At 69.6% G+C, this 23,352-nt stretch carries 19 protein-coding genes; 2 read left to right on the top strand and 17 right to left on the bottom strand.

All coding sequences use genetic code 11. From position 1 onward, the window contains the following. From lpxD to D7Y13_RS17750, 15 genes are all read right to left on the bottom strand, one after another. Positions 1-808 (bottom strand): UDP-3-O-(3-hydroxymyristoyl)glucosamine N-acyltransferase (lpxD, locus tag D7Y13_RS17680; protein ID WP_120630729.1); only part of this gene is annotated, 808 nt, incomplete at its 3' end. A 20-nt stretch (positions 809-828) separates the two neighbouring features. Beyond that, complete coding sequence (locus tag D7Y13_RS17685) at positions 829-1,389, bottom strand: OmpH/Skp family outer membrane protein (RefSeq protein ID WP_120532530.1); 561 nt, start codon at positions 1,387-1,389, stop codon at positions 829-831. A 113-nt stretch (positions 1,390-1,502) separates the two neighbouring features. Beyond that, positions 1,503-3,977, bottom strand: coding sequence for an outer membrane protein assembly factor BamA (bamA, locus tag D7Y13_RS17690; RefSeq protein WP_233595612.1), 2,475 nt, complete (start codon positions 3,975-3,977; stop codon positions 1,503-1,505). 76 nt (positions 3,978-4,053) lie between these two features. Beyond that, positions 4,054-4,728, bottom strand: a complete 675-nt coding sequence (locus D7Y13_RS17695; RefSeq protein ID WP_120532532.1) for an ABC transporter ATP-binding protein — start codon at positions 4,726-4,728, stop codon at positions 4,054-4,056. Positions 4,729-4,730: 2 nt separating this feature from the next. Further along, positions 4,731-7,103, bottom strand: a complete 2,373-nt coding sequence (locus tag D7Y13_RS17700) for an FtsX-like permease family protein (protein WP_120584058.1) — start codon at positions 7,101-7,103, stop codon at positions 4,731-4,733. 12 nt (positions 7,104-7,115) lie between these two features. After that, the gene (gene lysS / locus D7Y13_RS17705) at positions 7,116-8,678 is read right to left on the bottom strand and encodes a lysine--tRNA ligase (RefSeq protein WP_120532534.1); all 1,563 of its coding nucleotides are present in this window, start codon (positions 8,676-8,678) and stop codon (positions 7,116-7,118) included. A gap of 109 nt (positions 8,679-8,787) precedes the next feature. Further along, positions 8,788-9,168, bottom strand: a complete 381-nt coding sequence (locus D7Y13_RS17710; protein ID WP_120584057.1) for an anti-sigma factor family protein — start codon at positions 9,166-9,168, stop codon at positions 8,788-8,790. Next, positions 9,165-9,797, bottom strand: a complete 633-nt coding sequence (locus tag D7Y13_RS17715) for an RNA polymerase sigma factor (RefSeq protein ID WP_120532536.1) — start codon at positions 9,795-9,797, stop codon at positions 9,165-9,167. Before D7Y13_RS17715 ends, D7Y13_RS17710 begins: the two co-directional genes overlap by 4 nt. Before the next feature lie 187 nt (positions 9,798-9,984). Next, positions 9,985-11,107 (bottom strand): peptide chain release factor 2 gene (prfB, locus tag D7Y13_RS17720; protein WP_233595611.1). Its coding sequence is split into 2 segments (ribosomal slippage): positions 9,985-11,037 and positions 11,039-11,107, totalling 1,122 coding nucleotides; the frame shifts between segments, so codons are not numbered across the junction. 51 nt (positions 11,108-11,158) lie between these two features. Continuing rightward, positions 11,159-12,478 (bottom strand): Lnb N-terminal periplasmic domain-containing protein, encoded by a 1,320-nt coding sequence (locus tag D7Y13_RS17725; RefSeq protein ID WP_120584056.1) that lies wholly within the window; start codon positions 12,476-12,478, stop codon positions 11,159-11,161. A 131-nt stretch (positions 12,479-12,609) separates the two neighbouring features. Then, positions 12,610-13,491, bottom strand: coding sequence for an rRNA maturation RNase YbeY (gene ybeY, locus D7Y13_RS17730; RefSeq protein WP_199732800.1), 882 nt, complete (start codon positions 13,489-13,491; stop codon positions 12,610-12,612). Further along, positions 13,488-15,995, bottom strand: a complete 2,508-nt coding sequence (locus D7Y13_RS17735) for an HD family phosphohydrolase (RefSeq protein WP_120584055.1) — start codon at positions 15,993-15,995, stop codon at positions 13,488-13,490. Before D7Y13_RS17735 ends, ybeY begins: the two co-directional genes overlap by 4 nt. A gap of 207 nt (positions 15,996-16,202) precedes the next feature. Beyond that, on the bottom strand, positions 16,203-17,255 hold the full coding sequence (locus tag D7Y13_RS17740; RefSeq protein ID WP_120532539.1) for a PhoH family protein: 1,053 nt from the start codon (positions 17,253-17,255) through the stop codon (positions 16,203-16,205). A gap of 98 nt (positions 17,256-17,353) precedes the next feature. Beyond that, complete coding sequence (locus D7Y13_RS17745; RefSeq protein WP_120532540.1) at positions 17,354-18,469, bottom strand: DUF4388 domain-containing protein; 1,116 nt, start codon at positions 18,467-18,469, stop codon at positions 17,354-17,356. 3 nt (positions 18,470-18,472) lie between these two features. Continuing rightward, positions 18,473-20,626, bottom strand: coding sequence for a tetratricopeptide repeat protein (locus tag D7Y13_RS17750; protein ID WP_120584054.1), 2,154 nt, complete (start codon positions 20,624-20,626; stop codon positions 18,473-18,475). A 117-nt stretch (positions 20,627-20,743) separates the two neighbouring features. On the opposite strand from D7Y13_RS17750, the gene mazG reads away from it, so the two are divergent. Then, positions 20,744-21,925 carry a nucleoside triphosphate pyrophosphohydrolase gene (gene mazG, locus D7Y13_RS17755; protein WP_120630727.1) on the top strand — a complete coding sequence of 394 codons (1,182 nt, stop codon included), beginning with the start codon at positions 20,744-20,746 and terminating at the stop codon, positions 21,923-21,925. 163 nt (positions 21,926-22,088) lie between these two features. Continuing rightward, positions 22,089-22,355, top strand: a complete 267-nt coding sequence (gene rpsT / locus D7Y13_RS17760; RefSeq protein ID WP_120538442.1) for a 30S ribosomal protein S20 — start codon at positions 22,089-22,091, stop codon at positions 22,353-22,355. Positions 22,356-22,395: 40 nt separating this feature from the next. Here the strand turns inward: rpsT and lptE are convergent, their stop codons facing one another. Both lptE and D7Y13_RS45740 read right to left on the bottom strand, forming a co-directional pair. Continuing rightward, positions 22,396-22,911 (bottom strand): LPS assembly lipoprotein LptE, encoded by a 516-nt coding sequence (gene lptE, locus D7Y13_RS17765; RefSeq protein ID WP_120583938.1) that lies wholly within the window; start codon positions 22,909-22,911, stop codon positions 22,396-22,398. A gap of 32 nt (positions 22,912-22,943) precedes the next feature. After that, positions 22,944-23,352, bottom strand: a 409-nt coding sequence (locus D7Y13_RS45740) for a hypothetical protein (RefSeq protein WP_158626157.1), incomplete at its 5' end; no start/stop codon positions are given.

The raw sequence follows: 23,352 nt of genomic DNA on the forward strand, positions 1-23,352 counted from the left end.
CCTCCGCCGAACCCGACACGCCCGCCTGCGCGCAGATGAGCGCCAGCGGACCCACGCGCACGTTGTGGGCGATCTGCACGAGATTGTCGAGCTTCGTCCCCCGCCCCACCACCGTTTCGCCCACCGTCGCGCGATCGATGCAGGTGCAGGCCCCCACTTCGACGTCGTCCTCGATGCGGACGATGCCCACCTGGGGAATCTTGAAGTGCTCCGGCCCGTCCTCGCCTTCGGCGTTGAACGCGAAGCCGAAGCCGTCCGCACCCACCACCGACGAGGCGTGGAGGATGACGCGCGAGCCCACCACGCAGCGCTCGCGCACCGTGGCGTGGGGGTAGAGCACGCAGTCGTCGCCCACGCGCGCGTCCTCGCCCACGTAGGCGCCGGGGTGCAGCACCGTGCGGGCACCGACGTGGGCGCCCTTCTCCACCACCGCCCCGGCGCGCACCGAGGCCTCCGGGTGCACCGTGGCCTCCGCGTGGACGTGGGCGGACGGGTGGATGCCGGCTTCCGGCCGGGCGGCCGGGTGGAACAGGGCCAGCAGCTTCGCGTACGCCAGATGCGGGTTGTGCACCCGCACCAGCGCCACGCCGTCGCGGGCCTGCGTGTCCATCCCCACCAGCACGGCCGAGGCGCGGGTGGCCTCGAACTGCTTGCGGTAGCGGGGATTGCCGTAGAACGACACGTCCCCGGGGACTGCTTCCTCCAGCCCGTTCAGGCCGTGGACGAGCAGTCCGGGGTCGCCGAGGAGCTCACCCCGGACGTGGGCGGCGATGTCCCCCAGCCGGTGCGCGGAAGGTGCGGAGGGCACGGGGGCGGTTTCCTTGTCGCCTACTTCTTGACCGGGGCGTCCTTGGCCACCGGCGCGGGCTTCTTGGTGTTGTTGTAGCTGCGCACGACCTCGTTGGAGATGTCGTACTGGCCCAGCGCGAAGACGATGCCGGAGTCGCGCTTGTCCAGCACGAAGCCCAGGCCGTCCCGCTCCGCGATGGTCGCGATGACCTGATCGATGCGGGAGATGATGGGCTCCATCTCCTGGCGCTCCTTGTTCGCGGCTTCCGCGCGGCTGCGCTCGTACTTCTGCGCCAGCTCCATGACCTTCTTCTGGAGCTCCGTGGCCTTCTGGGTGCGCGTGGCCTCGCTCATCGCGGAAGCCTGCTTGTCGAGGAGCTCCTTCTCCTTGCGGAGCGTCTCCTGCTCGCCGTCGATCTCCTTCTGGCGCGCCTCCAGCCACTTCTGCAGGCGCTGCTTGGCGGCCTTTCCGTCATCCACCTCCAGCAGCACGCGCTGCAGGTCGACGTAGGCCACCTTGAGGTCGGCGGCCGAAGCGGCAACCGGAAGGGCAAGCGACAGGACAGTGGCGGCGGCCGCCAGGGTGCTTCGAAGCGACATGGGTTACGGCTCCTCGAAAAGGGTGCTGCAGACTCCGACGTCCACCCCCCCGGCCTGTTCACTCCCACTTCTTGAGGAGGTGGGATGGCCGGGGAAGCCAGGGTCAGTGCCTATCAGAAGAAGTTACCGATCGTGAACTCGAACAGGATGGGGTCATCCGACGGCCGCTTGGTCAGCGGGATTCCCCACTCAAACCGCAGGGGCCCGATGGGCGAGAACCAGCGGAAGCCGAAGCCCGCCGAGTGGAAGAGCCCGAGGGGCAGCTTGTCCTGCCGGTCCTCGAAGAACTTCTCGTTGGAGCCGAAGGCATTGCCCGCGTCGTAGAAGAGCACGCCGCGCAGGCCGGCCTTCTCGAAGATGGGGAACTCCAGCTCGAAGTTGAAGATGAGCTGCTTGTTGCCGCCCACCCGGAACTCGGTGACGTTGGCGTCCGGGTTGTCCGCGCGGGGCACCAGGAGCGTGGGGCTGATGCTGCGCAGGTAGTAGCCGCGGATCGTGTTGATGCCGCCCACGTAGTACAGCTCGCTGATGGGCAGCGGCTTGCTGGAGTCCAGCTGCTGCACGTAGCCCATGGTGGCGTTGGTCTTGAAGACGAAGCCCAGGGGCAGCGGGAAGTACAGGCGCGAATAGGCGGTGTACCGGTTGAAGAGGAACGTGCCGCCCAGGAAGGACGGGGCCGTCTCCACCGAGCCGTAGTGGATGAAGCCGCGCGACGGGAAGAGGCGGTTGTCGCGCCGGTCGAACTGCACGGACAGGCGCAACGCGCTGGTGGTGCCGGACTGGAACTGGTTGGCGAGCAGCACCGCACCAATGCCCTGCCCCGCCTGCACGTCCACGTACTCACGCGTGTAGCCGATGGTGGCCAGCACGTCGTCCACGAGCTGCCGGCCCAGGGACACGGTGCCGCCCGTGGAGTTGCGGATGAAGCCCTCGTAGTCCGCCTGCACGCGGAAGAACTCCGCGGACAAGAGGTAGTTCGTGTCCAGGAAGTACGGGTCGTAGAACGACAGCTGCACGAGCGAGCGCAGGCCGGAAATCTGGGCGGACGCGGAGACGCTCTGGCCCCAGCCGAGGAAGTTGTTCTGCGACACCTGGGCCGTGAAGATGAAGTTCTCCACGTTGGAGAAGCCCAGGCCCACCTGGAAGGTGCCGGTGGCCTTCTCCTTCACCTCCACCTGCAACACGATGGCGTTGTCGGAGCCGCCCGGGTGCTGGGTGATCTCCACCGTCTCGAAGAAGCCCAGCGCGGTGACGCGCTCGCGGCTGCGGCGCACCTGGGTGCCGTTGTAGAGCTCGCCTTCGTAGACGCGCAGCTCGCGGCGGATGACCTTGTCACGGGTCTTGTTGTTGCCGACGACGTCGATGCGCTCGATGTTGACGAGCGGCCCCTTCTGGATGTCGAAGGTGAGGTCCACCGTCTTGTCCTCGGCGTTGACGGACGTGACGGGGTTGATGTTGGCGTAGGCGTACCCCTTGTCGAAGTACACGTCGGAGATGGCGGAGATGTCCGTGGAGAGCTGGCCCCGGTTGAAGCGCTCCTTGGGACGCGACTTCATCAGCTTCGCCAGCTCCTCCGGCGGACGCTCCAGGTCCCCCGCGAAGTCGATCTTCCCGATGTCGTAGGCTTCGCCTTCGACGATGTGCAGGGTGATGTAGATGTCGCGCTTGTCCGCGGACAGCTGCACGGTGGGCTTGTCCACGCGCACGTTGATGAAGCCGCGGTCGTAGTAGGCGATCTGGATGACCGCCAGGTCGCGCTGGAAGGCCTCTTCCCGGTACGTGCCCTCGCCGGTGAAGAAGGACAGGAAGCCGCCCTCGCGGGTGATCATCACCGCCTTGAGCTCTTCCGGAGAGACCTTCTCCGCGCCCAGGAGGTTGATCTGCTTCACCATCACCTTCGAGTGCTCGTTGATGACGTAGACGACGTTGACCGCGGCGCCCTGCTCCACCGGGTCCAGGCGGTACGTCACCTCCGCGAGGAAGTAGCCCTTTTCGACGTACTTCTCCTGGATCTTCTTCTGCGTCGCGCGCACGGCCTCGATGTCGAGGATGGTGCCGGGCTTGAGTTCCAGCTGTTCCTTCAGGTCGTCCGCGCTGAGCTCCTCGTTGCCCTGCAACTGCACCGTACGGATGGTGGGGCGCTCCACGACGCGCACCACGTAGGCGATGCCGTTGGGCAGCCGCTGCAGCAGCAGCTGCACGTCCGAGAAGTAGCCCAGGGCCCAGACGGCGCGCAGGTCCTCCGCGGTGCGGGGGCCGGCGATGGCATCGCCGACCTTGGTGCGCAGGGCGCGGCGGACGGCCTCGGCCTCCACGCGGCGGTTGCCCTCGACGCGGACCTCCACCACGCGGTCCGCGGCGGAGACGTTGGCGTCCTCCTCCGGCGCATTGGCGAGGGGGGCGTCGAGACCGGGTTCGGTGCCCGCGTCCGGAGCGGCGACGGGGGTGGCGGCGGACGTGGACGGCGGAACGATGGCCGGCGAGCCCGCGTCCACGTCCAGCTGGGCGTGGGCAGGAGCGGACCAGAGCGCCCACAGGGCGACCGCCAGCAGCGGGGGCAATGACTTGCGCAGAACGGTGAGCCTCAAGTGCAGTCCGGCCAGGAAAAGGCGGGGCAATCTACGGGATGGGGCAAGGGCCCCTCAATCCAAAAGCGAGCGGCCATCAGGCCTCCGACACCTGCCCGCCGGCCAGCCGCAGTCGGCGGGGCATGGAGCGGGCGAGCGTCTCGTTGTGCGTCACGATGACGGCGGTAATCCCCAGGTCCCGGTTGACGTCCCGGAGCAGCTGGTGGATGCCCTCGCCCGTGGTGGGGTCCAGGTTGCCGGTGGGTTCGTCCGCGAGGAGCACCGCGGGCTTGAGCACCAGGGCCCGCGCGAGCGCCACGCGCTGGGCCTCGCCGCCGGACAGCTCCCCGGGGCGGTGATCCACGCGGCTGCCCAGGCCCACGCGCTCCAGGAGCTCCCGGGCGTAGGTGTAGGCCCCCGCGCGCTCCCGGCGCTGGATGAGGGCGGGCATGGCCACGTTCTCCAGCGCGGTGAACTCCGGCAGGAGGTAGTGGCTCTGGAAGACGAAGCCGATGGTGCGGTTTCGGAACTCGGCGATCTCCGCGTCGTTCATGGAGAAGACGGAGCGACCCTCGAAGAGCACCTCACCGGCGGCCGGGGCGTCCAGCGTGCCCAGCACGTGCAGGAAGGTGCTCTTGCCCGCGCCGGACGCGCCCACCATGGAGATCAGCTCCCCGGCGTGGATGTCCAGCGACACGGCGCGCAGGATGTCAATGCGCTTGCCGTGCAGGAAGTAGCTCTTGAAGACGTTGCGGATGGACAACAGCGCCATGGCTACTCCGCCTTCAGACCTTCGACCGGTTCCACGCTGCTCGCCTTGAGGGCCGGGTAGATGGACGCCAGGTAGGTGACGAGCACCGCGATGACCACCGCCAGTGCCGTCTGCACCGGTTCGATGCGCACCGGCAGCGCGGGGATGTAATACACCTCCGGATCCAACTTGATGCCGACCTTCTCGATGAAGAGGCACCACGCGAGCCCGGAGAACAGGCCCAACAGGCCCCCGGCCACGCCAATCTGGAGGCCTTCTGCGAGGAAGATCTTCACGATGCCACCGTCCGGGACGCCCAGCGCCTTGAGGACGGAGATCTCCTTGCGCTTCTCCAGCACCAGCATGATGACCGTGGCCACGATGAGGCCCGCGGCGACGATGATGATGATGGACAGGATGATGCCCATCACCAGCTTCTCCAGGCGCAGCGCGGAGAAGAGGTTCTTGTTCATCTCCCCCCAGTCGCGCGCGCGGTACGGATAGCCGCCCAGCACGCGCACCACCTGGTTGGAGATGCGCCGGGCGTCGTCGATGTCCGCCACCTTCAGTTCGATGCCGGTGGCGCCCTTCACGTTGAAGAAGTCCTGCGCTTCCTTGAGCAGGATGTAGACGAACTTGGAGTCGTACTCGTACATGCCCGAGTAGAAGACGCCCGCCACCCGGAACGCGCGGCTCTTGGGGATGGGACCCGAGGGGCTCAGCTCCGTGCCGAGCGGTGACACGACGTTCACCCGGTCGCCCACCACCACGCGCAGCGACGCGGCCAGCTCACGGCCGACGATGATGCCTGGCAGCACCGTGGGCTTCGCGGGCGCGGAGGCCTTGCCGATGATGGGGTCCTCCTCGTCCTTCGGCTTCGCGTCCTCGTCGTCCTCCACCGCGCGGCTGGGGAGGATCTTCCCCGGCTGCTCCAGGTGGCCCAGGTCTCCGCCGGGCAGGATGTTCTGCGGCAGGTCCGTCACCGAGCCCACCGAGTGCGGGTCGATGCCCTTGATGATGACACCGTCGACGTTGCCCTCCGACGCGATCATCACCTGGTTGATGATGAAGGGCGTCTGGCCCACGACGCCGGGCACGCGCTTCACCTGCTCCATCACCTTGGAGTACTCAGGGAGTTCCCCGGCGTACTTGGACACCACCGCGTGCGCGTTGGTGCCCAGGATCTTCTGCTGGAGGTCGGCCTCGAAGCCGCTCATCACGCTGAGCACGATGATGAGCGCCATCACGCCCACGCCCACGCCGCCCACCGACAGCGCGGTCATCATCATGGTGGGGGACTGTTCGTGCAGCTTCATCCGGTGCTGCGCGGCCGCGGCGGCCAGCGGATCCGCCAGGCCCAGGGACTTCACGCGCGTGCGCTCCACGGCGGCTTCCGCCCCGCGGATGATGAAGTAGATGATGAGCGGCGGGATGATGCCGAACATCAGCACCGCGAGCGCGCCCAGGAGCAGCGACGGGCGGAACACCGCCACGTGGCGCCGGGCGACGAAGAGCTCGAAGCCCAGCCGCAGGTCCACCCGGCCGCTGCCCGCGGCGATGAAGCCCGTGTTGATGCCCAGCACCAGGGCCAGCACCAGCGCGGCGAAGACGAGCCAGTACCCCAGCTCCGGCCGGCCCAGCAGCCCCGCGACGTACGTCACCTCCCGCAGCCGGTAGCCCAGCGCGAGCTGGAGCGACGGCACCCGCTCCATCAGCGACAGGAGGATGGGGATGGGCAGGCCCAGGTAGAAGACGCCGATGGTGGCCTCGGGCAGCGACAGCCGCTGGGCCCGGGAAGCCCCCACGAAGCCCGACGCGAAGGCCACGCCCGCGCCCAAGACGAGCGCGATGGCGAACGCGAGGGTGGGCGCGAGGCTCGCGCCCCCGCCGGGCTCACGCGGCGTCACGCCCCCCAGCTCGGAGGGCCCGCCGCTGGAGAGCACCGTCTGGAGCAGCAGCATGACCAGTTCGGCCAGCAGGATGCCGCCGCCGTAGGCGCCCAGCGTGCTCCAGTAGAAGTCCCGGTAGCGCGCCAGGCGCGGATACAGGGTCGAACCGGCGGCCGGACTGGGGCCTTCGGTGGAGGCCGGGGCGCGGCGGATGCCCGCGGCCACCAGTCCCCAGCCCGCCAGCCAGACGAGCGTCCCGGCCACCAGCATCTTGGGGCCGGCGATGGCCCCCGCGGGGTTGGGGCCCAGGGCGAGCGCCCCGGCGTCGAAGGACTGCACGAGCCCGCCCCACCCGACGAGGGAGAGGCCCAGCGCGCCGGCCACCTCGGCCCACGCCTCGGATTCGGAGATGGCCACGCCCAGGAGCGCGGCCCCCACAAGGGCCACGAGGGCGCCGGCCCACAGGAGGGGCCAGCGATAGTCGGTCTGCCGTTCGGCGGGGTGCACGAGGCCTCGTGGCTACTTCGCCAGCGGCTTGAGGAGGGGGAAGAGAATCACGTCGCGGATGCTGGCGGCGTCCGTGAACAACATGGCGACGCGATCAATCCCGATGCCTTCGCCCGCCGTGGGGGGCATACCGTGTTCCAGGGCGCGGATGTAGTCCTCGTCGTAGTCCATCGTCTCCTCCTGGCCCCGCTGCTTCGCGTCCAGCTGGGCCTGGAAGCGGCCCTTCTGGTCCAGCGGGTCGTTCAATTCGGAGAAGGCGTTGGCGATTTCCCGGCCGGCGACGAAGAGTTCGAACCTGTCCGTGATTTCCGGGTTCTGATCGTTGCGGCGGGCCAGCGGCGAGACGGCGGTGGGATACTGGGTGATGAAGGTGGGATGAATCAGCGTGTGTTCGACGTGGTGCTCGAACAGGGCGCCCACGAGCTCGCCGTGGTTCATGTTCTCCACCGCGCGGCGCTCCGACTCCGCGTGGGACGTCTTGAGCAGTTCGTGACGCAGCCGGTCCGCGTCCACCATGTCCTTGTCGGACAGGCCGGGGACGACTTCGCGGATGGCCTCCGTCATGGGGATGCGCTTCCAGCCCTGGCCGAAGTCCACCGTGTGCTCGCCGTACTTCACCTTGGTGTCGCCGGTGAGGTGGCGGGAGGCCCCGGTGAGCATCTCCTCGGTGAGGTCCATCAGGTCCTCGTACGTGGCGTACGCCTGATAGAACTCCAGCATCGTGAACTCGGGGTTGTGCCGGGTGCTGATGCCTTCGTTGCGGAAGTTGCGGTTGATCTCGTAGACGCGATCCATGCCGCCCACCACGAGCCTCTTCAAATAGAGCTCGGGCGCGATGCGCATGTAGAGGTCGATGTCGAAGGTGTTGTGGTGCGTGATGAAGGGCCGCGCGGCCGCGCCCGTCACCAGCGGGTGCATCATCGGCGTCTCCACCTCGACGAAGTCCCGCCCGTCGAGGAAGTTCCGGATGAACTTCACCAGCTTGCTGCGCTTCAGGAAGACCTGCTTCACGTCCGGGTTGGAGATGAGGTCCAGGTAGCGCTGGCGGTAGCGGATCTCCACGTCCGTCAGGCCGTGCCACTTCTCCGGCATGGGGCGCAGCGTCTTCGTGAGCGGCACGAACTTCGCGGCGGACAGCGTCAGTTCGCCCGTCTTGCTGCGGAACAGCGGGCCCTGGGCCGCGACGAAGTCACCCAGGTCGCACAGCTTGAAGACCTCGTAGAGGTCCCCCAGCGCGTCCTTCTTGACGTGCACCTGGATTTCGCCGGAGCGGTCGCGCAGCTTGATGAACGCGGCCTTGCCGAACGAGCGCATGGCCACGATGCGGCCGGCGACGTCGTAGACGGGCGGATCCTTCTCCAGGTCCTCGGTGGAGTGCGTGTCGTGCTTCGCGAGGATCTCCGCCGCCTGGTGCTGGGGGCGGTAGCCGTTGCCGTACGGGTTGAAGCCCGCGGCGCGCCACTTTTCGGCCTTGTCCAACCGCTGCTGGTAGATCTCCTGCTCCACGTTGGAGCCGAGATCCGCCGCTTCACCGCTCTTCACACCAGGGGGGGTCTTGTTATCGGTCTCGGCCATGACGCGCTTTCCAGAAAGGCGCGGCACGCTAGCCAAGCGGCCCCCGGGACGCAACGCATCACGGCGGATGGCGCACGACGAAGGTTGCCTCCCCAGAGGGTGGCGGGCCTCAAGAGGACATCAAAAGAAATGCGCCCACCGCCGCGGCCAGCAGCAGCGGGATGAGCACTTCCACGGGAAAGCGGTGATTCGCATGGGCCAGGTGCAGCCCGCGCAGGCCGAACCGGCGCTGCCGGCGGACGCGGCCGGCGACCAGTGATGCGAGCGCTGGCGGGGCCTTCTCCCGCTCCACGGTGCGCACGCGTTGCACCGTGCGTGCGTACCGGTCCCACCCCTGGCGGCACTCCACGCAGTCGTCCAGGTGGCTCTGCACGGCCTGGGCCTGGGGGGCGGGCAGCTCCTCGTCGGCGAACGCCAGGAACAGGGCCCTCGCCTCACGGTGATCCAATCGCGGTTCCACGTCCGTTCCTCTCCGCTGCAGGCCGCTCATGGTTCGAACCTCCCCAGCAGGTCCGCCAGCTTCTCGCGCGCCCGGTGGAGCCGGCTCTTCACGGTCCCCTCGGGCAGCTCGGTGATGTCCACGATCTCTTCGTAGCTCAGGCCTTCGATGTCGCGCAGCGCCACCAGCATGCGCGCATCCGGCTCCAACTGGGAGATGGCCCGCTGCACCCGGGCCCGCTCGCGCGCGGCGTCCAGTGCGGCGTCCGGCTGCGGAGGCGCGCCGCCGCCCTCGGCGATGGCCGCGGCGCTCGTCTCGTCGTATTCGTCCGAGCGGCCCCGCCCCCGGCGCTGCAGGTACTTCAGCCGGTTGAGGCAGTGGTTCTTGGTGATGCGGAACAGCCACGTGGACAGGCGCGCGTCCTCGCGGAAGCGGCGCACGTTCTGGTGCACGCTGACGAAGATTTCCTGCACCAGGTCGTGGGCCTCCTCGCGGTCACCCACCATGCGGAAGCAGAAGTCGTAGAGCCGGTCCTGGTGCTCGCGCACCAGTTCCTCGAAGGCCCCCGGGTCGCCCCGACGCAGCCGGACGAGCAGCGCCTGCTCCTCACGGCGCACGTCCGGGACGGCCGCGCTGGCCAGGGCCTGCTGTCCGACTTCGAGCACTCCGCCCGATGCCACCCGTGCCTCCAAAGCCGTGGCCCCCTCCGTCACCGGAAGAAGGGCCCCTGACGCATCCTACCGCACCACCCTGCCCTGCCCCCTGACACCGGCCCGTGGAAAAGGTTCCCGGACACGAAAAAACCCCTCCCCGGCGCATGCCTGCCGGTGGAGGGGTGGAAGCTTTCCAGTCCGAAAGGACGGGGGGCTAGTCCGCGGAGGCGTTCCGGTTCGGGTTCTTCACGCCCAGCAGCTGCGCGGTGACGAACTCGTCCAGGTCTCCGTCCAGCACCTTGTCCACGTTGCCCGTTTCGATGCCGGTGCGCAGGTCCTTGACCATGCGGTACGGCGCCAGCACGTAGCTGCGGATCTGCGAGCCGAAGGAGATGTCCTTCTTGGCCGCCTCGGCCGCGTCGCGCTCGGCATCGCGCTTCTTCATCTCCAGCTCGTACAGGCGGCCGCGCAGGATCTGAAAGGCCATGTCCTTGTTGGCCGACTGCGAGCGCTCCGTCTGGCAGGTGATCATGATGCCCGTGGGCAGGTGCCGCAGCTGCGCCGTGGACGACGTCTTGTTGACCTTCTGGCCACCCGCGCCGCTGCCGCGGATGAACTTCAGCTCGTAGTCCTTCTCCGGCAGATCGATCTGGATGCTGTCGTCGACCTCCGGGTACACGTCCACGGACGCGAAGGCCGTCTGCCGGCGCGCGTTGGCGTCGAAGGGGCTGATGCGCACGAGCCGGTGCACGCCCACTTCCGCCTTGAGGTAGCCGTAGGCGTTCTCGCCCTCGATGCGCAGCGAGACGTTCTTGAAGCCCGCCTCTTCGCCCGGCAACGCGTCGCTGATCTCGACCTTCCAGCCCTTCGTCTCGCCGTAGCGCGTGTACATGCGCATGAGCATGGCGGCCCAGTCCATGGAGTCCGTGCCGCCCGCGCCCGGGTTGATGTCCATGAAGCAGTTGCTGTGGTCCTGCGGGCCGGAGAGCATCCGCGCCAGCTCCAGCTTCGCGACCTCCGCCTCCAGCGCCACGAGCGAGCCTTCCGCCTCCTGCGCGCTCGCCTCGTCGTTCATCTCCGCCGCCAGCTCCAGCAGCGTCTGCGCGTCGTCCAGCCCGCGCATCGTCTTGTCGAAGGCGCCCACGTTGGCCTCCAGCGTGGACTTCTCCTTCAACAGCCCCTGGGCCTTGGTGTTGTCGTCCCAGAAGCCGGGCTGCGTGGATTCACGTTCAATCAGCGCGATGCGGGACCGCTTGCGGTCCAGGTCAAAGATGCCCCCGGAGCGCGTTGAGGCGCTCCTTCAGGGCGTGGATCTGCTCCATCGAATCGTTCGCCATGGTGTTCGTCGTCCTTCGTGTTGGGAGCTTCTTGGAAAAAGTCGTGCTGCTTCAGGAGGCCTTGAGTGAAGGCACCTGCGCGCCCTCACGGGTGGCGGCGGGTTCCCTGACCGCCACACGGGCGCGCAGCCGGTCCAGCCAGAAGGCCCCGGCCATGCCCAGCGAGATGGGCAGGATGAGCGCGATGAGGCGCCAGTTGTCCTGGTCGAACCAGGGCAGCACCTTCAGCACCACGCCCAGCGCGCCCGTGGCCGCGAGGAAGCCCCACACCCACTTGAGCCGCGCCCGCGCCTTCACGCTGTTCCACGTCAGGCGCAGGCCGTACGGCACCGCCAGCAGCGTCACCGGGTTGGCGAGGAAGAGGTTCTCGTTGTGGTGCGTCACCACGTGGTCGGTGCCAATCCACATCACCACCAGCGCGAGCCCCGGGATGCCCAGCACCAACCCCACCACCATGTTCTCCACGCCCAGGAGGATGCGCGCCGCGCGGCTGCCCCGGCGCTCCCACGCGGCGAGCCCCAGCGCGCTGGCGCCCAGGAGGACTCCCAGGGCGAAGATCCACGGGCCGAAGTTCGGCGGCGTGGCCGGCGGGCGGGGACGCGACGACGCGTAGTAGTCCCACTGCCTCTCCACCAGCGACACCGGCTGTCCGTCCGCGCCGGGCACCTTCAGCTCCGCCACCTGCTGCTCCAGCTCGTCCGGGAGGAAGGCCTCCTCGCGGCGGGTGATGGGCTTGTCGATGGAGTCGTTCATCATGAAGTCGAGCAGCAGGCTCATGGGCGGATTCACCGCCGTGTAGCGCCGCGTGTGCTCGCGCAGGTTCATGCGCGCCGGGGCCCGCTCCGCCTCGCTCAGGCGGCCGCCCACGGCCGAGTCGATCATGTCGCGCAGGCGCGTCACGCAGTTGTCGCTGTAGTGCTCGTACAGGTACTCGCGGTTCTCCGGCAGCACGTTGTCCGCCAGCCGCTTCGCCACCTTCACGCGCTGCTCCGGCGTGAGGTTCAGCTCCTGCACGCGCACGTCGCGCCCCAGCGACTTGTAGAGGCGGAAGGTGCCGTTCACGCTCGACTCGCCCACCCAGAACTCCAGGCGGCCCTTGGCGAAGCGCACCAGGGTCTCGTCGTCGAACGAGTACATCCCGTAGTTGTAGAGGCGCTGCATCTGCCGCGCGCGGTCCTCCACCACCAGCGAGCCGTGACCCCACCACGCGAAGACGTCGTCACCGGGGCTGAACGTCACCAGCCAGATGGACAGGTCCTCGCCCCGGCTCTCGCCCGTGCCCCACGGCGGCACCGAGGCGGCGCGCGCGGGAGACGTCAGGAGGAGCAGGCCAAGCAGGCAGACGGTGGTGAGAGACGACAGGCGGGGCATCGTTCCATCCAACACGCGGAAGGCGGGCCCCAACTACCTATCACGCACCGCCCCCGACTCAACGGCGGGGACGCAGGGGTGTCGGACGCCCGAGGGAAGCCCCGGGGCCCTGGAAGGCCCCGGAGCGGGCTTCAGATGAGCTTGGCCCGGCGGGCCCGCGAGTCGATGGTCAGCGAGTCCGCCACCATCCCGCGCTCGCCCAGGAGCTGCTCCTCCAGGGCCGCCATGCGCTTGGCGTCGCGCGGCTTCTCGTGGTCGTGCCCCAAGAGGTGCAACAGGCCATGCGCAAGGTAGCGGCCCATCTCCGACTCCAGCGTGCGGCCGTACTCCTTCGCCTGCCGCTTCGCCGTGTCGATGGAGATGACCACGTCGCCCAGCGGGCGCGGCCCCGGCGTCCCCTTGGGCTGGTCTCCCGCCGGGAAGGACAGCACGTCCGTGGCCTTGTCCTTCTGGCGCCAGGTGCGGTTGAGCCGGCGGATGGCCCGGTCCCCCACGAGCGACAGCGACAGCTCGCAGTTGGTGAGCCCCAGCTGCTTCAGGTAGTCGCGGCTCCAGGTGGTGAGCAGGCGCTCGTAGTCCTCGCCCTGCCCGTGCGCCACCTGCACCGTCACCTGGTTGTCCTGCGCCTTGGGCTTGGGCTCCGGCTTCTCGATGTGCGCAAGCTCCACGCGGAACGCCGGCGCGCAGATGGACCAGTAGTCGCACGCGCCCTGCGAGTCGTTGCGGTACACGACGCGCTTGCCGCGCGGCACGAGGCCCACCTCGCCCGCGCCGATGCGCTCGCGCTTGCCGTCCACGAGGATGGTGAGCTCGCCCGTGAGCACGAGCACCACCTCGTCGAACTCCGGCGTCTGCGCGGGTTCGCTCCATCCCGGGGGGGCCCGCATGCGCGCCACCGACGCGGACTCCGTCTCCGTGCTGGCCGCGCCGACGAACTCCTCGATGCGCTTGCCGTCGTCCCGGGGAATCACCTTGCCCTTGCGAAGCTTCACGCCCTCCACCTTGCGGCTCATGACATGCCCGCCGTTCTCACCTTCGTGTCCTTCGACTCGGGCTTCACCGGGGCTGGCGCCATCATCAGCGGCGAGCCGGACTTGCCCCCACCCATCGCACCCGCCGGGTACACCGGACGCGTGTGGTAGATGCCTTCCAGCGTGTGCAGGAAGGACTGAGAGATGAGGTTCAGGTCCTTGAGCGTCAAGTCACACTCGTCGAGCTGGCCCTCGGAGAAGATGATGTTGATGATCTTCTGCACCTGGGCGTGGAGCTTCGCGCTGGTGGGGTCCGGCATGGAGCGCGTGGAGGCCTCCACCGCGTCGGCGATCATCACCAGCGCCGCCTCGCGGAACTGGGGCTTCGGGCCCGGGTAGCGGTAGATGCTCTCGTCGATGGGCGGCGCGCCTTCCTTGCCCTCCTGCTCCTTGAGGGCCTTGTGGAAGAAGAAGCCCACCGTGCGCGTGCCGTGGTGCTGGGGGATGGCGTCCGCCACCAGCTTGGGCAGGCGGTACTGCCGGGCCATCTCCAGCCCTTCCGTCACGTGGCGCTTGATGATGACCGCGCTCATCGCGGGCGCGAGCCCGTCGTGCCGGTTCTCCCCCTTCTGGTTCTCCCCGAAGTAGAGCGGATTCCGACCCTTGCCGATGTCGTGGTAGTACGCGCACGAGCGCGCCAGCAGCGGGTTCGCGCCGATGGTCTCCGCCGCGTTCTCCACCAGCGTCCCGATGATGATGGAGTGGTGGTACGTGCCGGGCGCCTGGACGATGAGCTCCTTGAGCGCTGGGTGGTTCAGGTTCGCCAGCTCCAGGAGTTTGATGTCCGACGCGTAGCCGAACGTGGCCTCGATGAGCGGCGTCAGCGCCATCACCATCACGGGCACCGCCACCGCCGTGCCGAAGAAGGCGCACACCGCGGTGACGATGGTGTCGCCCGCCAGGCCCTTGCCCTCCACGAGGAACAGGAAGAGCACGGCCACGAGGTTGGCGATGCCGGTGATGAGGCCCGCGCGGAAGATGCCCACGCGGTCCTTCGCCTTGACGATGCGGTCCGCCGCCACCAGCGAGCCCACCAGCGTGTAGATGCCGAACGCCAGCGAGTTGCCCAGCATCACGCCCGCGAGGCACGCGAACACCATGGCGAAGAAGAGCGCCAGCTCCTGCGTGAGGATGAAGCGCACCAGCATCGCGCCCGCCGCCACCGGGAAGGCGTAATAGAAGGCCTCGATGGGCAGCGCCGTGTAGCGGTCCTGCACCGCGTCCGCGATGGACACCCAGACCTGGAGCAGGCCCAGCAGGCCCACCAGCAACAGGCCCAGGAGCACGCCGTCCTTGCGCGTGGGACGGAAGCGCCGGAAGGCCGCGCGGCAGAAGCCGTAGAAGGCCACCACCAGCAGCGACACCAGACCCGTGCCGCCCACCTGGAGCTGCAGGAGATCCAACCGGTCCGTCTGCGCGCGCATGCCGCGCAGCATCACCAGGTGCGTTTCGTTGACGAGCTCTCCGTCGCCGATGACGCGCTGGCCCTTCTTGATGGAGATGACCGCGTCCTTCACCGCGTCGCCCGCGAGCCTGCGGCGCAGGTCCGTCTCCGCGATGTTGATGGTCAGGCTGGGGCGCACCAGCCGCTTGGCGATGCGCAGCACGGCCCGGCGCTGGACGGCGGGGGACTCCGGCAGCACGTTGCCCGGCACGGAGGCGAACCGGTCCAGTTCCTGGTGCGCCTCCCGCATGTCCACCACCTGCGAGGCGGCGGCGGGCAGCGAATCCTCGTTCTTGTGCTGCACGTCACGCACGGTGAGGCCTTGGGGGGCCTCGCGCACCAGCTCGTCGCGCGAGCTGGCCACGTACACCTGGCCCCGGTCGGCGCGGTAGGCGCGGTCGAGCAGCACCAGCGTGGCGGCCTCCGACTCCTCGGAGAAGCCGTTGGCGACGAGCGCCTGGAAGTCCTCGCCCTCCAGGCCCGCGTCCCGCTGGCCGAAGAGCTGCTCCTGGAACTGGGCCTGCATCTCCTCGCGGTCGCGGCGCTGGCGCTCCAGGGCCTCGGGGGTGGGGGGCGCGGGACGGCGGCGCCTGGTGGTGCCCTCCTCCGGCGTGGCTTCCTCCGCGCGGGCCTCCTTCTCCTCCGCCAGGTGCTCGCGGGCGGTGGCGAAGGCGGCGCGCACGGAGGCGCGCAGGTTGCCCACCACGGCGGGATTCAGGTCGTACACCGGGCGCACCGCGCTGCGGGCCTCGCGGCGGCGCTGCTGCGTCATGGCCTGATGCACGATGTCGTAGTCGCGCGCGGCCTTGAAACCGGCGGGCGAGTTGGCCCGGAAGGGCTTGCCCAGGTTGTCTTCCGTCAGCGCGGGGATCTGCTGGCTGTAGAGGCCCGGGGAGATGACGAAGCCCGCGCCCACCGACACCACCAGCAGCAATAGACCCTGGACGATGCGCCGGCCCCAATCCCCACGTCCGAGTCCCAGGCGCACCGCGAGCGCGTCCAGCGGACTGGGCTCGGGGGCAGGTGATTCAGGCTCGGCCATGGGGGGACTCCTCACCCTGGAAAGGCGTCAAAGGCTCCATAGAAGGCAGCAGCGACGCGGAAAATTCGTGAGGGTGGGACAGCCGCCGCCCGGACGCCAGTTCGCTCTGCAAAAAATGACAGTGGGCGAACAGGCCGGGATGTAGGCCATCCAGCGCCTCGACCCCCGCCCCGGCGCAAGCCTGGGAGCGGGGGTGGAGGCGGAACGTCACTCCTGGGAACCGCCGGACGGTGCTTCGCGGGCGGAGTGCGCCTGCTTCTGGGCGTTCTCCGAGCGCTCGTAGGCGCGGATGACTTCCTGCACCAGCGGGTGGCGCACGACGTCCACGTCGGAGAACTCCGAGAAGTGGATGCCGTCGATGTTCTTGAGCACCGAGCGTGCGTGGTGCAGGCCGGACATCTTGCCCGTGGGCAGGTCCACCTGCGTCACGTCACCGGTGATGACCGCCTTGCTGTTGTAGCCCAGGCGGGTGAGGAACATCTTCATCTGCTCCACGGTGGTGTTCTGCGCCTCGTCGAGGATGACGAAGGCGTCGTTGAGGGTGCGGCCGCGCATGAACGCGAGCGGCGCCACCTCCACCACCCCCTGCTCCACCAGCGTCTGAGCGCGCTCCACGGCCATCATGTCGTGCAGTGCGTCGTAGAGCGGGCGCAGGTAGGGGTTCACCTTCTCCGCCATGTCGCCAGGCAGGAAGCCGAGCTTCTCACCGGCCTCCACGGCGGGGCGCGCCAGGATGATGCGCTTGACCTTGCGCTCCTGGAGGAAGGCGACCGCCATGGCCATGGCGAGGTACGTCTTGCCGGTGCCGGCGGGGCCCACGCCGAAGACGATGTCGTGGGCGCGGATGGCGTCCACGTAGCGCTTCTGGGCGATGCTCTTGGGGGCGATCTGCCGGTTGCCGGTGCTCTTGAGGACCGTGCCGAGCATGACCTCCTGCAGCGACTCCGTGCCGCGGCCCAGGACCTTGATGGCCTGCTCCACGTCCTCACGGTAGACGGTGCGGCCGGCGCGAATCATCTCCTCGAGGTTCTCCACGAGGCGCACCGCGAAGGCGACGGCGTCCGCGGGGCCCGACAGGAGCAGCTCCGTACCGCGCTGCCCCACCCGGACGCCCAGGCGCCGCTCCATCAGCTTGAGGTTCTCGTTCTGATTTCCGCACAGGGCCAGGGTCGTCTCGTTGTCACGGACGTCCACCTTGGCGGAGGTGGGAGTGGATTCTGCGCGAGCAGCGGGCACTTCCAGCGTGGCGGGGTTTCGCAATGCGCGTCGTTCCTCGTTCAGTGGTCGCTCGCCGACAACTTAACGCCGCCCCCCCACCGGTGCCCGGTGGACCTCCAGGACGACCTCATGAAAGCAGGCTAGCGCACGGGCGGCAGGAGGATGAACTGCCGAGCGGCCAGCCGACGGTAATAGTACGGCTCCCGCCAGGGGTAGCGCAGCTCTTCCGGGGCCAACAATCCGGCATCCACCAATGCATCCAGCCGTTCCGGCAGGGTTCCCTTCTCCAGATGGAACACTTCCAGCGCGGCTTCGATGCGGACGCGCTGCGCCTGCGCAATCTGACGCTGGGCGGCGGGATCGCCCAGGACGGTGGCGCCGGCCTCCTGCCCTCCGCCCACCCACCGGGAGGCGATGAAGGCCAGGGCCGCGAGGACCGCCATGGTCACCAGGACGCGGCCCACCGGGCCCGCCACCCGGGCGACGAGGCGGGTGTCCTCGGGGACGGGGGCGCGCCCTTCCAGGTCGATGACGCGCACGTAGTCGCCCTTGACCAGGTTGTAGAGCGCCTTGCAGGTCTCGAACTCGCCCAGGCAGCACAGGTCCACCAGCTTGCGCAGATCCCTGCCCTGGGCGATCTCCTCGTAGACGTGACGCTCCGAGGGCCCGATGGCGCCCAGCTCCCCGCCCTCGTCGGCGTTCGGGCGGGGCACGGGCAGCGCCTTGACGCGCTCGAAGGTCATGTCGTCGCGGTGGATGCGCTTGCGGATGACGGGCCACTCGTCCACCATCCGGAAGCCCTCCATCAGCACCGTCTCCGCGCGCAGCGGGGTGATGCCCTCGGGGCCCGGCTCCACCGGCTCCTGGATGAACTCGTAGGTGCCCGCCTTCCAGGTGAAGAGGCGGTAGAGCGTCTCCGTCACCTGGAGCTGGGCCATCTGCTGGAAGCGCTCGGCGGTGAGCGCATGGCTGGTCACCAGCACGTCCCCCAGCCGCTTGAGGGTGCGCTTCTGCACCTCCAGCGCCGCCTCCAACTGGGTCTCGGTGATGATCTCCGCGCGCACCAGCATGGCGCCGATGAGCTCCTTGCGCTTCCGGGTGAGGCCCTCGGCCTTGATGATGTGGCCGTCCTGGAAGCCGACGCGCACCTCCTGGTCCTTGTCGCGGAAGTGGAGCGTGCCCGTCTTCTGCTGCTGCCCGATGAGTTGCAGGATGTCGCCGATGCCGAAATCCTTGAGGGTGCCCTTGAGGGACATGGATCAGGCCTCCCCTCGCTGGAGCCGGCGCAGGCCGCGCAGCGTCAGCAGGTAGACGAAGAAGAGCACGAGGCCCGCGGGCACGAGCTTGAGGTACAGCGGCGCGTCTCCGTATGGGGTGCGCACGAGGCCCCGGTGAAGCACCAGCGCGGCCAGGGAGAAGCTGAACACGAACGCGTAGAGGGCGCCCCGCACCGGCAGGCCCGCGATGACGTGGCCCGCGCCGGACACCAGTCCGCCCAGCGCGTACGTCACCCGCTTCGTCCAGGCCTGGTGGCGGTCCACCTCCTGTTGCTTGCGTGAGCGGACCTCCCTGGGCACCTGGCTTTTTCGCGCATAGACGTGGACGCACTGGCCGCACATCGTGCTGCCCACGCCCAGGTCCTTGTCGCAGCGCTGGCACACCGCCCGGCCGCAGCGGTCGCAGTCGCGCGACGCCTTCATCCGCGAGCCCGCCTCGCCCACCAGGGCCAGGAGCGCCGCGAGGCCCGCCGTCAGCACCCAGCCCACCGGGCCCTGCGGCAGCGCGCGCGACAGCCACCGGCCCACCTGGGCCTCCACGCGCTCGCCTTCCGCCGCGCCATCCGCCAGGTCCATCCAGTCGCGCTCCGGCACCGGCGGCGACAGCAGCAGCAGGTTGAGCAGCGGGCGGTCCTCCGGGGGCGGCTCACGGCGAAGGAGCGAGTCGTCCAGCGACTGCGCGGTGGCGCTCGCCGAGGTGGCGCGCTCCAGCTCCTTGCTCAGCTGTTCGTCGGGCACCTGCCGGGCCCGGCGCCGGTACACCTGGGCCAGGTTGTAGTGCGGCGCCGCCATCCGGGGGTCCGCCTGCGCGGCCTGGTTGTAGAGGGGCAGCGCGCCCTCCGCGTCCCCCAGGCCCACCAGCACGTTGCCGAAGCGCGTGAGCAGCCGCGCGTCCCCGCCGCGCAGGGCGGAGGCGGCCTTGAAGTCCGCCCTCGCCTCCTCCAGCAGGCCGCGGCGCGATTCGTAGAAGGCGAGCGCGCCCAGCTCCTGGAAGCGGGCCGTCCGGGCCTCGGCGCGCGCACGCACCCGCGCCGCGGCGCCGTCCGCGGACAGGCCGCCGCGCTCCAGCAGGTAGACGTCCTCCGCGGGCGTGCCGGCGAAGACGGTGAAGCGCACCAGCGCTCCGGCGGCGAGCGGCATCACGCCCAGGCCCATGATCAGCACCGCCGCCACCCACCGCTCGGCGCGGCCGAGGTACAGCGCCACCCCGGCGAAGAGCAGCAGCAGGTGCGGCACCAGCCCCACGCCCAGCACCGCGGGCAGCGCCAGGAGCAGCAGCCCCAGCAGCCCCGACTGCCAGCGCGCCACCGCCCGGGGGAACAGGTGGTGGAAGTCATGCAGCGCGTAGCGGATCCGGCGCAGGAAGAGCACGGCCACCACCGCCACCGCCGTGGCCGCCCACGCCGCGAGCGCCACCGCGCCCAGGTCCGTGAGCGCCGGCCGCCGGTAGCGCGCGTCCTTCGCCAGCGTCACGAGCGCCGTCTTCCAGGCCCCCAGGGAGCGCGGAAGGTTGAGCGGATCCTCCACCGCGTAGGCCTCCGCCCGGGCGAAGTGCGCCGCGGGCAGGCCCGGCGACAGCGTCACCGCCACGTCCAGCAGCGCGAGCGTCCCCGTCAGGTCCCCGGCGCGGCGGCGGACCTCGGCCTCGCGCAGGAAGCCCACGCTCAGGGGCTCCAGGTCCGAGGCGAGGATCTCCTCGCGCAGCTTGAGCAGGTCCTGCTGGGCGGTCTGCGCGGCGGCCTTGTCGTTGCGAGCGCGGGCCTGCTTCCACCGCTCCCACACCACCAGCAGGTCCGCGTCCACCACCTTCGGGGCCATCACCGGGGTGGGTCCGGGGCGCGGCGGGACGACCACGGGCTCCGGCTCCACCGGCGCGGCGGGCACCACGGGTTTGGGCGGCGGGGTGACGACGCGGCCCCTGCCCGCAGCCCGCCGGGGCTCCGGATCCGGTTCGTCGACCACGTCCTCTTCCGCTTCAGGTTCGTCCTGGACGACGGTGCCGTCCCCGGGGTCGGCCTCCGGATCTTCCAGATAGGTTTCCTGGATGCGCGTGGGCGCGTCCTGCATCAACGCAGGGGCACGCGCGGGGACAAGCAGCACGAGGCAGCAACACAGGCCGAGGAACGAGCGGAGCATCCGAGCGGGCGATGATAGGCCACAGCGGGGACGACACGAAATCATGTGTCCCGTCCCCTCCCTGCTCCCCCGTGCTACAGGAGCGCCCGGCGGGGGACTGCACGGGAGCAAAAACGCATGGCGGCGCCTGGATCAGAGCTGGAACGACTGGTGGGGATCATGCAGCGGCTGCGGGCCGAGGGCGGCTGCCCCTGGGACCGCGAACAGGACCTGCGCTCGCTGCGCCCCTACCTGACCGAGGAGGCGTTCGAGGTCCTGGACGAGATGGACCGCGTCTCCGACGGTGGCCCCTGGCGCCCCCTGTGTGAGGAGCTGGGGGACCTGCTCTTCCAGATCGTCTTCCACGCGCAGCTCGCGGCGGAGCTGGGCGAGTTCACGATGGCGGACGTCTGCGCGGCCATCAGCGACAAGATCACCAGCCGACACCCGCATGTGTTCGGGACCGAGCAGGTGAAGGGCGCCGAACAGGTGCTCTCCAACTGGGCGAAGCTGAAGGCGGACGAGCGCAAGAAGAAGACGGGGCGCGCGGGCTCCGTGCTGGACGGCGTGCCCACCGCGGCCCCCTCCCTGCTGCGCGCCGAGCGCCTCACGGAGAAGGCCAGCCGCCTGGGCTTCGACTGGCCGGACCTCGCCGGGGTGCGCGGCAAGCTGGACGAGGAGCTGCGTGAGCTGGACGAGGCCATCGCGTCCGGCGGCCGGGACGCCATCGAGCACGAGCTGGGGGACGTCCTGTTCTCGCTCGCGAACCTCGCCCGCTTCGTGAAGACGCCAGCGGAGGACGCGCTGCGCATGGCCTCGCGCCGCTTCGTCACCCGGTTCCAGTACATCGAGGCCCGGCTGAACGAAGAGGACGTGCCCTTTGGCGGCGCGACCCTGGAGCACATGGAGCGCCACTGGCAGGGCGCCAAGGCCCAGGAGAAGCTGCTGCCCCCGCCCGCCCACCTGCCCCGCGCGTCCGTGGCCACCCTGCGCCTGCCGGTGCCGGACGTGGCCGCCCAGCGGGCCTTCTGGGACCTGGTGGCCTCCTGGCTGGGCTGGACGCCCACCGGGGCTCCGGACGGCACGGCGGCCTATACGGGCGCGGGCCTGGGGCTCGTCTTCACGCCGGGCACCAGGGCTTCCCCGCCGTCGTCCGGCGTCACCCTGACCCTGGAGGCGCCTTCGCCGGCCGCCGTTGCCCGGTTGAAGGACCTGCTACAAGCCCAGCATCCCCACAGCATCGTTTCGGGCCCCGAGGAGGGCCTGCGGTTCCAGGACCCCGCCGGGCTCACGTGGGAATACACGCCCCCGTCGGTTTGATTCTCCCCCGCGGGGCGGCGTCAGGCCCCTCGCGAGTGCCGTTCAAGGCCTTCCGGAACCGGAAATCCTGATCGCGTTTGCACGCGTGCCTTGACGCAAAGGGGGCGTCGAAGTAAGGACGGCCCCTCTTTTTCCTTGTCTTGCCTTCCGCTGGAGCATTGCCTTGGCGAACACCAAGTCTGCAGAGAAGCGTCACCGCCAGTCCCTGAAGCGCCGCGCCCGGAACGTGAACGTCCGGACGTCGGTGAAGGACGCCGTCAAGTCCGCCCGCGAGGCCATTGCCTCCAAGGACGGCACGAAGACGACGGACGCTCTCAAGGCGGCTTCCAAGACCCTCAACAAGGCGGCCAGCAAGGGCGTCCTTCACAAGCGCACCGCCTCGCGCCGCATCTCCCGGCTGGCCAAGGCCGCCGCGAAGAAGTCGGCCTAGTCGTACCCCGCCCTGGGCTGAGGACCGGGTTCCCCGGTCCTCACCAGGTGCTGGCCAGTCGGTCGTACCCATCCCGCATGAGCGTTTCCGCCAGGCGTGCCAACGCCGCCTGACGGTTGGCTTCTGCTTCCAGGACGTTGCCCCGGCCCTGGAGATAGTCCTCCGTCCCCGCCACCACCGTCTCCCCGAGCAGCTGCCCCTCCTTCACGAGGCGCAGGCGCACGGTCGTGTAGACGCGGTAGTTGTTGGCGATGATGGTCGGGGACGCCCCGACGTTGAGCACCACCCCTTCAATCGTGGCCGTGCAGTCCGGCGCGCTGGCCAGTCGGCCCGCCTGGATGAGCTGCTGGCGCAGGTAGCGCGTGAAGAGGTTCTCCAGCGTGGGCTCCGGCGTCTCGTTGACGAAGATGGGCGCGCACACCTGCCCCGCGCCCTCCGGCAGCGACGAGCCCCAGGGGCTGAAGCGGTAGCCGCACCCGGACGCCAGCACCGCCGCCACCACCACGCCCGTCCGGGCCAGCCGGTACGCACTCCCCGCACTCCAGGTCGCCCACATGGGCGCGCACCCTACCCGCCCGCGATCCTCCGTCAAGCGTCGGGGCCGGCCACCGGCACGCCTCGCGCGCGTCCGGCCTCCAGCAGCGCCACCCGGGCCGCCTCCAGCCGGGCCTCCCGCGCGGAGCCCCGGAGCGCCATGCCCAGCGGCCACTGCAACCGCGCGCCGCCCTCCACCTCCACCGTGAGGCCATGGTGGCGGTACAGGGCCGCGAGCAGCAGGCCCACGACTCCAGCCCCCACGGCCATCCCCCGGATGGCGGGGGCCAACGCCCAGAGGCCCAGCAGCGAAAAGGCGAGCAGTCCCAGCGCCTCCACGTAGGGCCGCGTGCGCCACTCCAGCCGGCGCACCCGCGACCACTCCACGTCGAGCGGCGGGCCTCCGGCGCGGCCCTGGAACGTCAGCCGCTCCGCGTCCATGGACAGGCCGCGCCCGTTGCCC

This window comes from Corallococcus praedator (assembly GCF_003612125.1).
Classification (GTDB): Bacteria; Myxococcota; Myxococcia; order Myxococcales; family Myxococcaceae; genus Corallococcus; species Corallococcus praedator.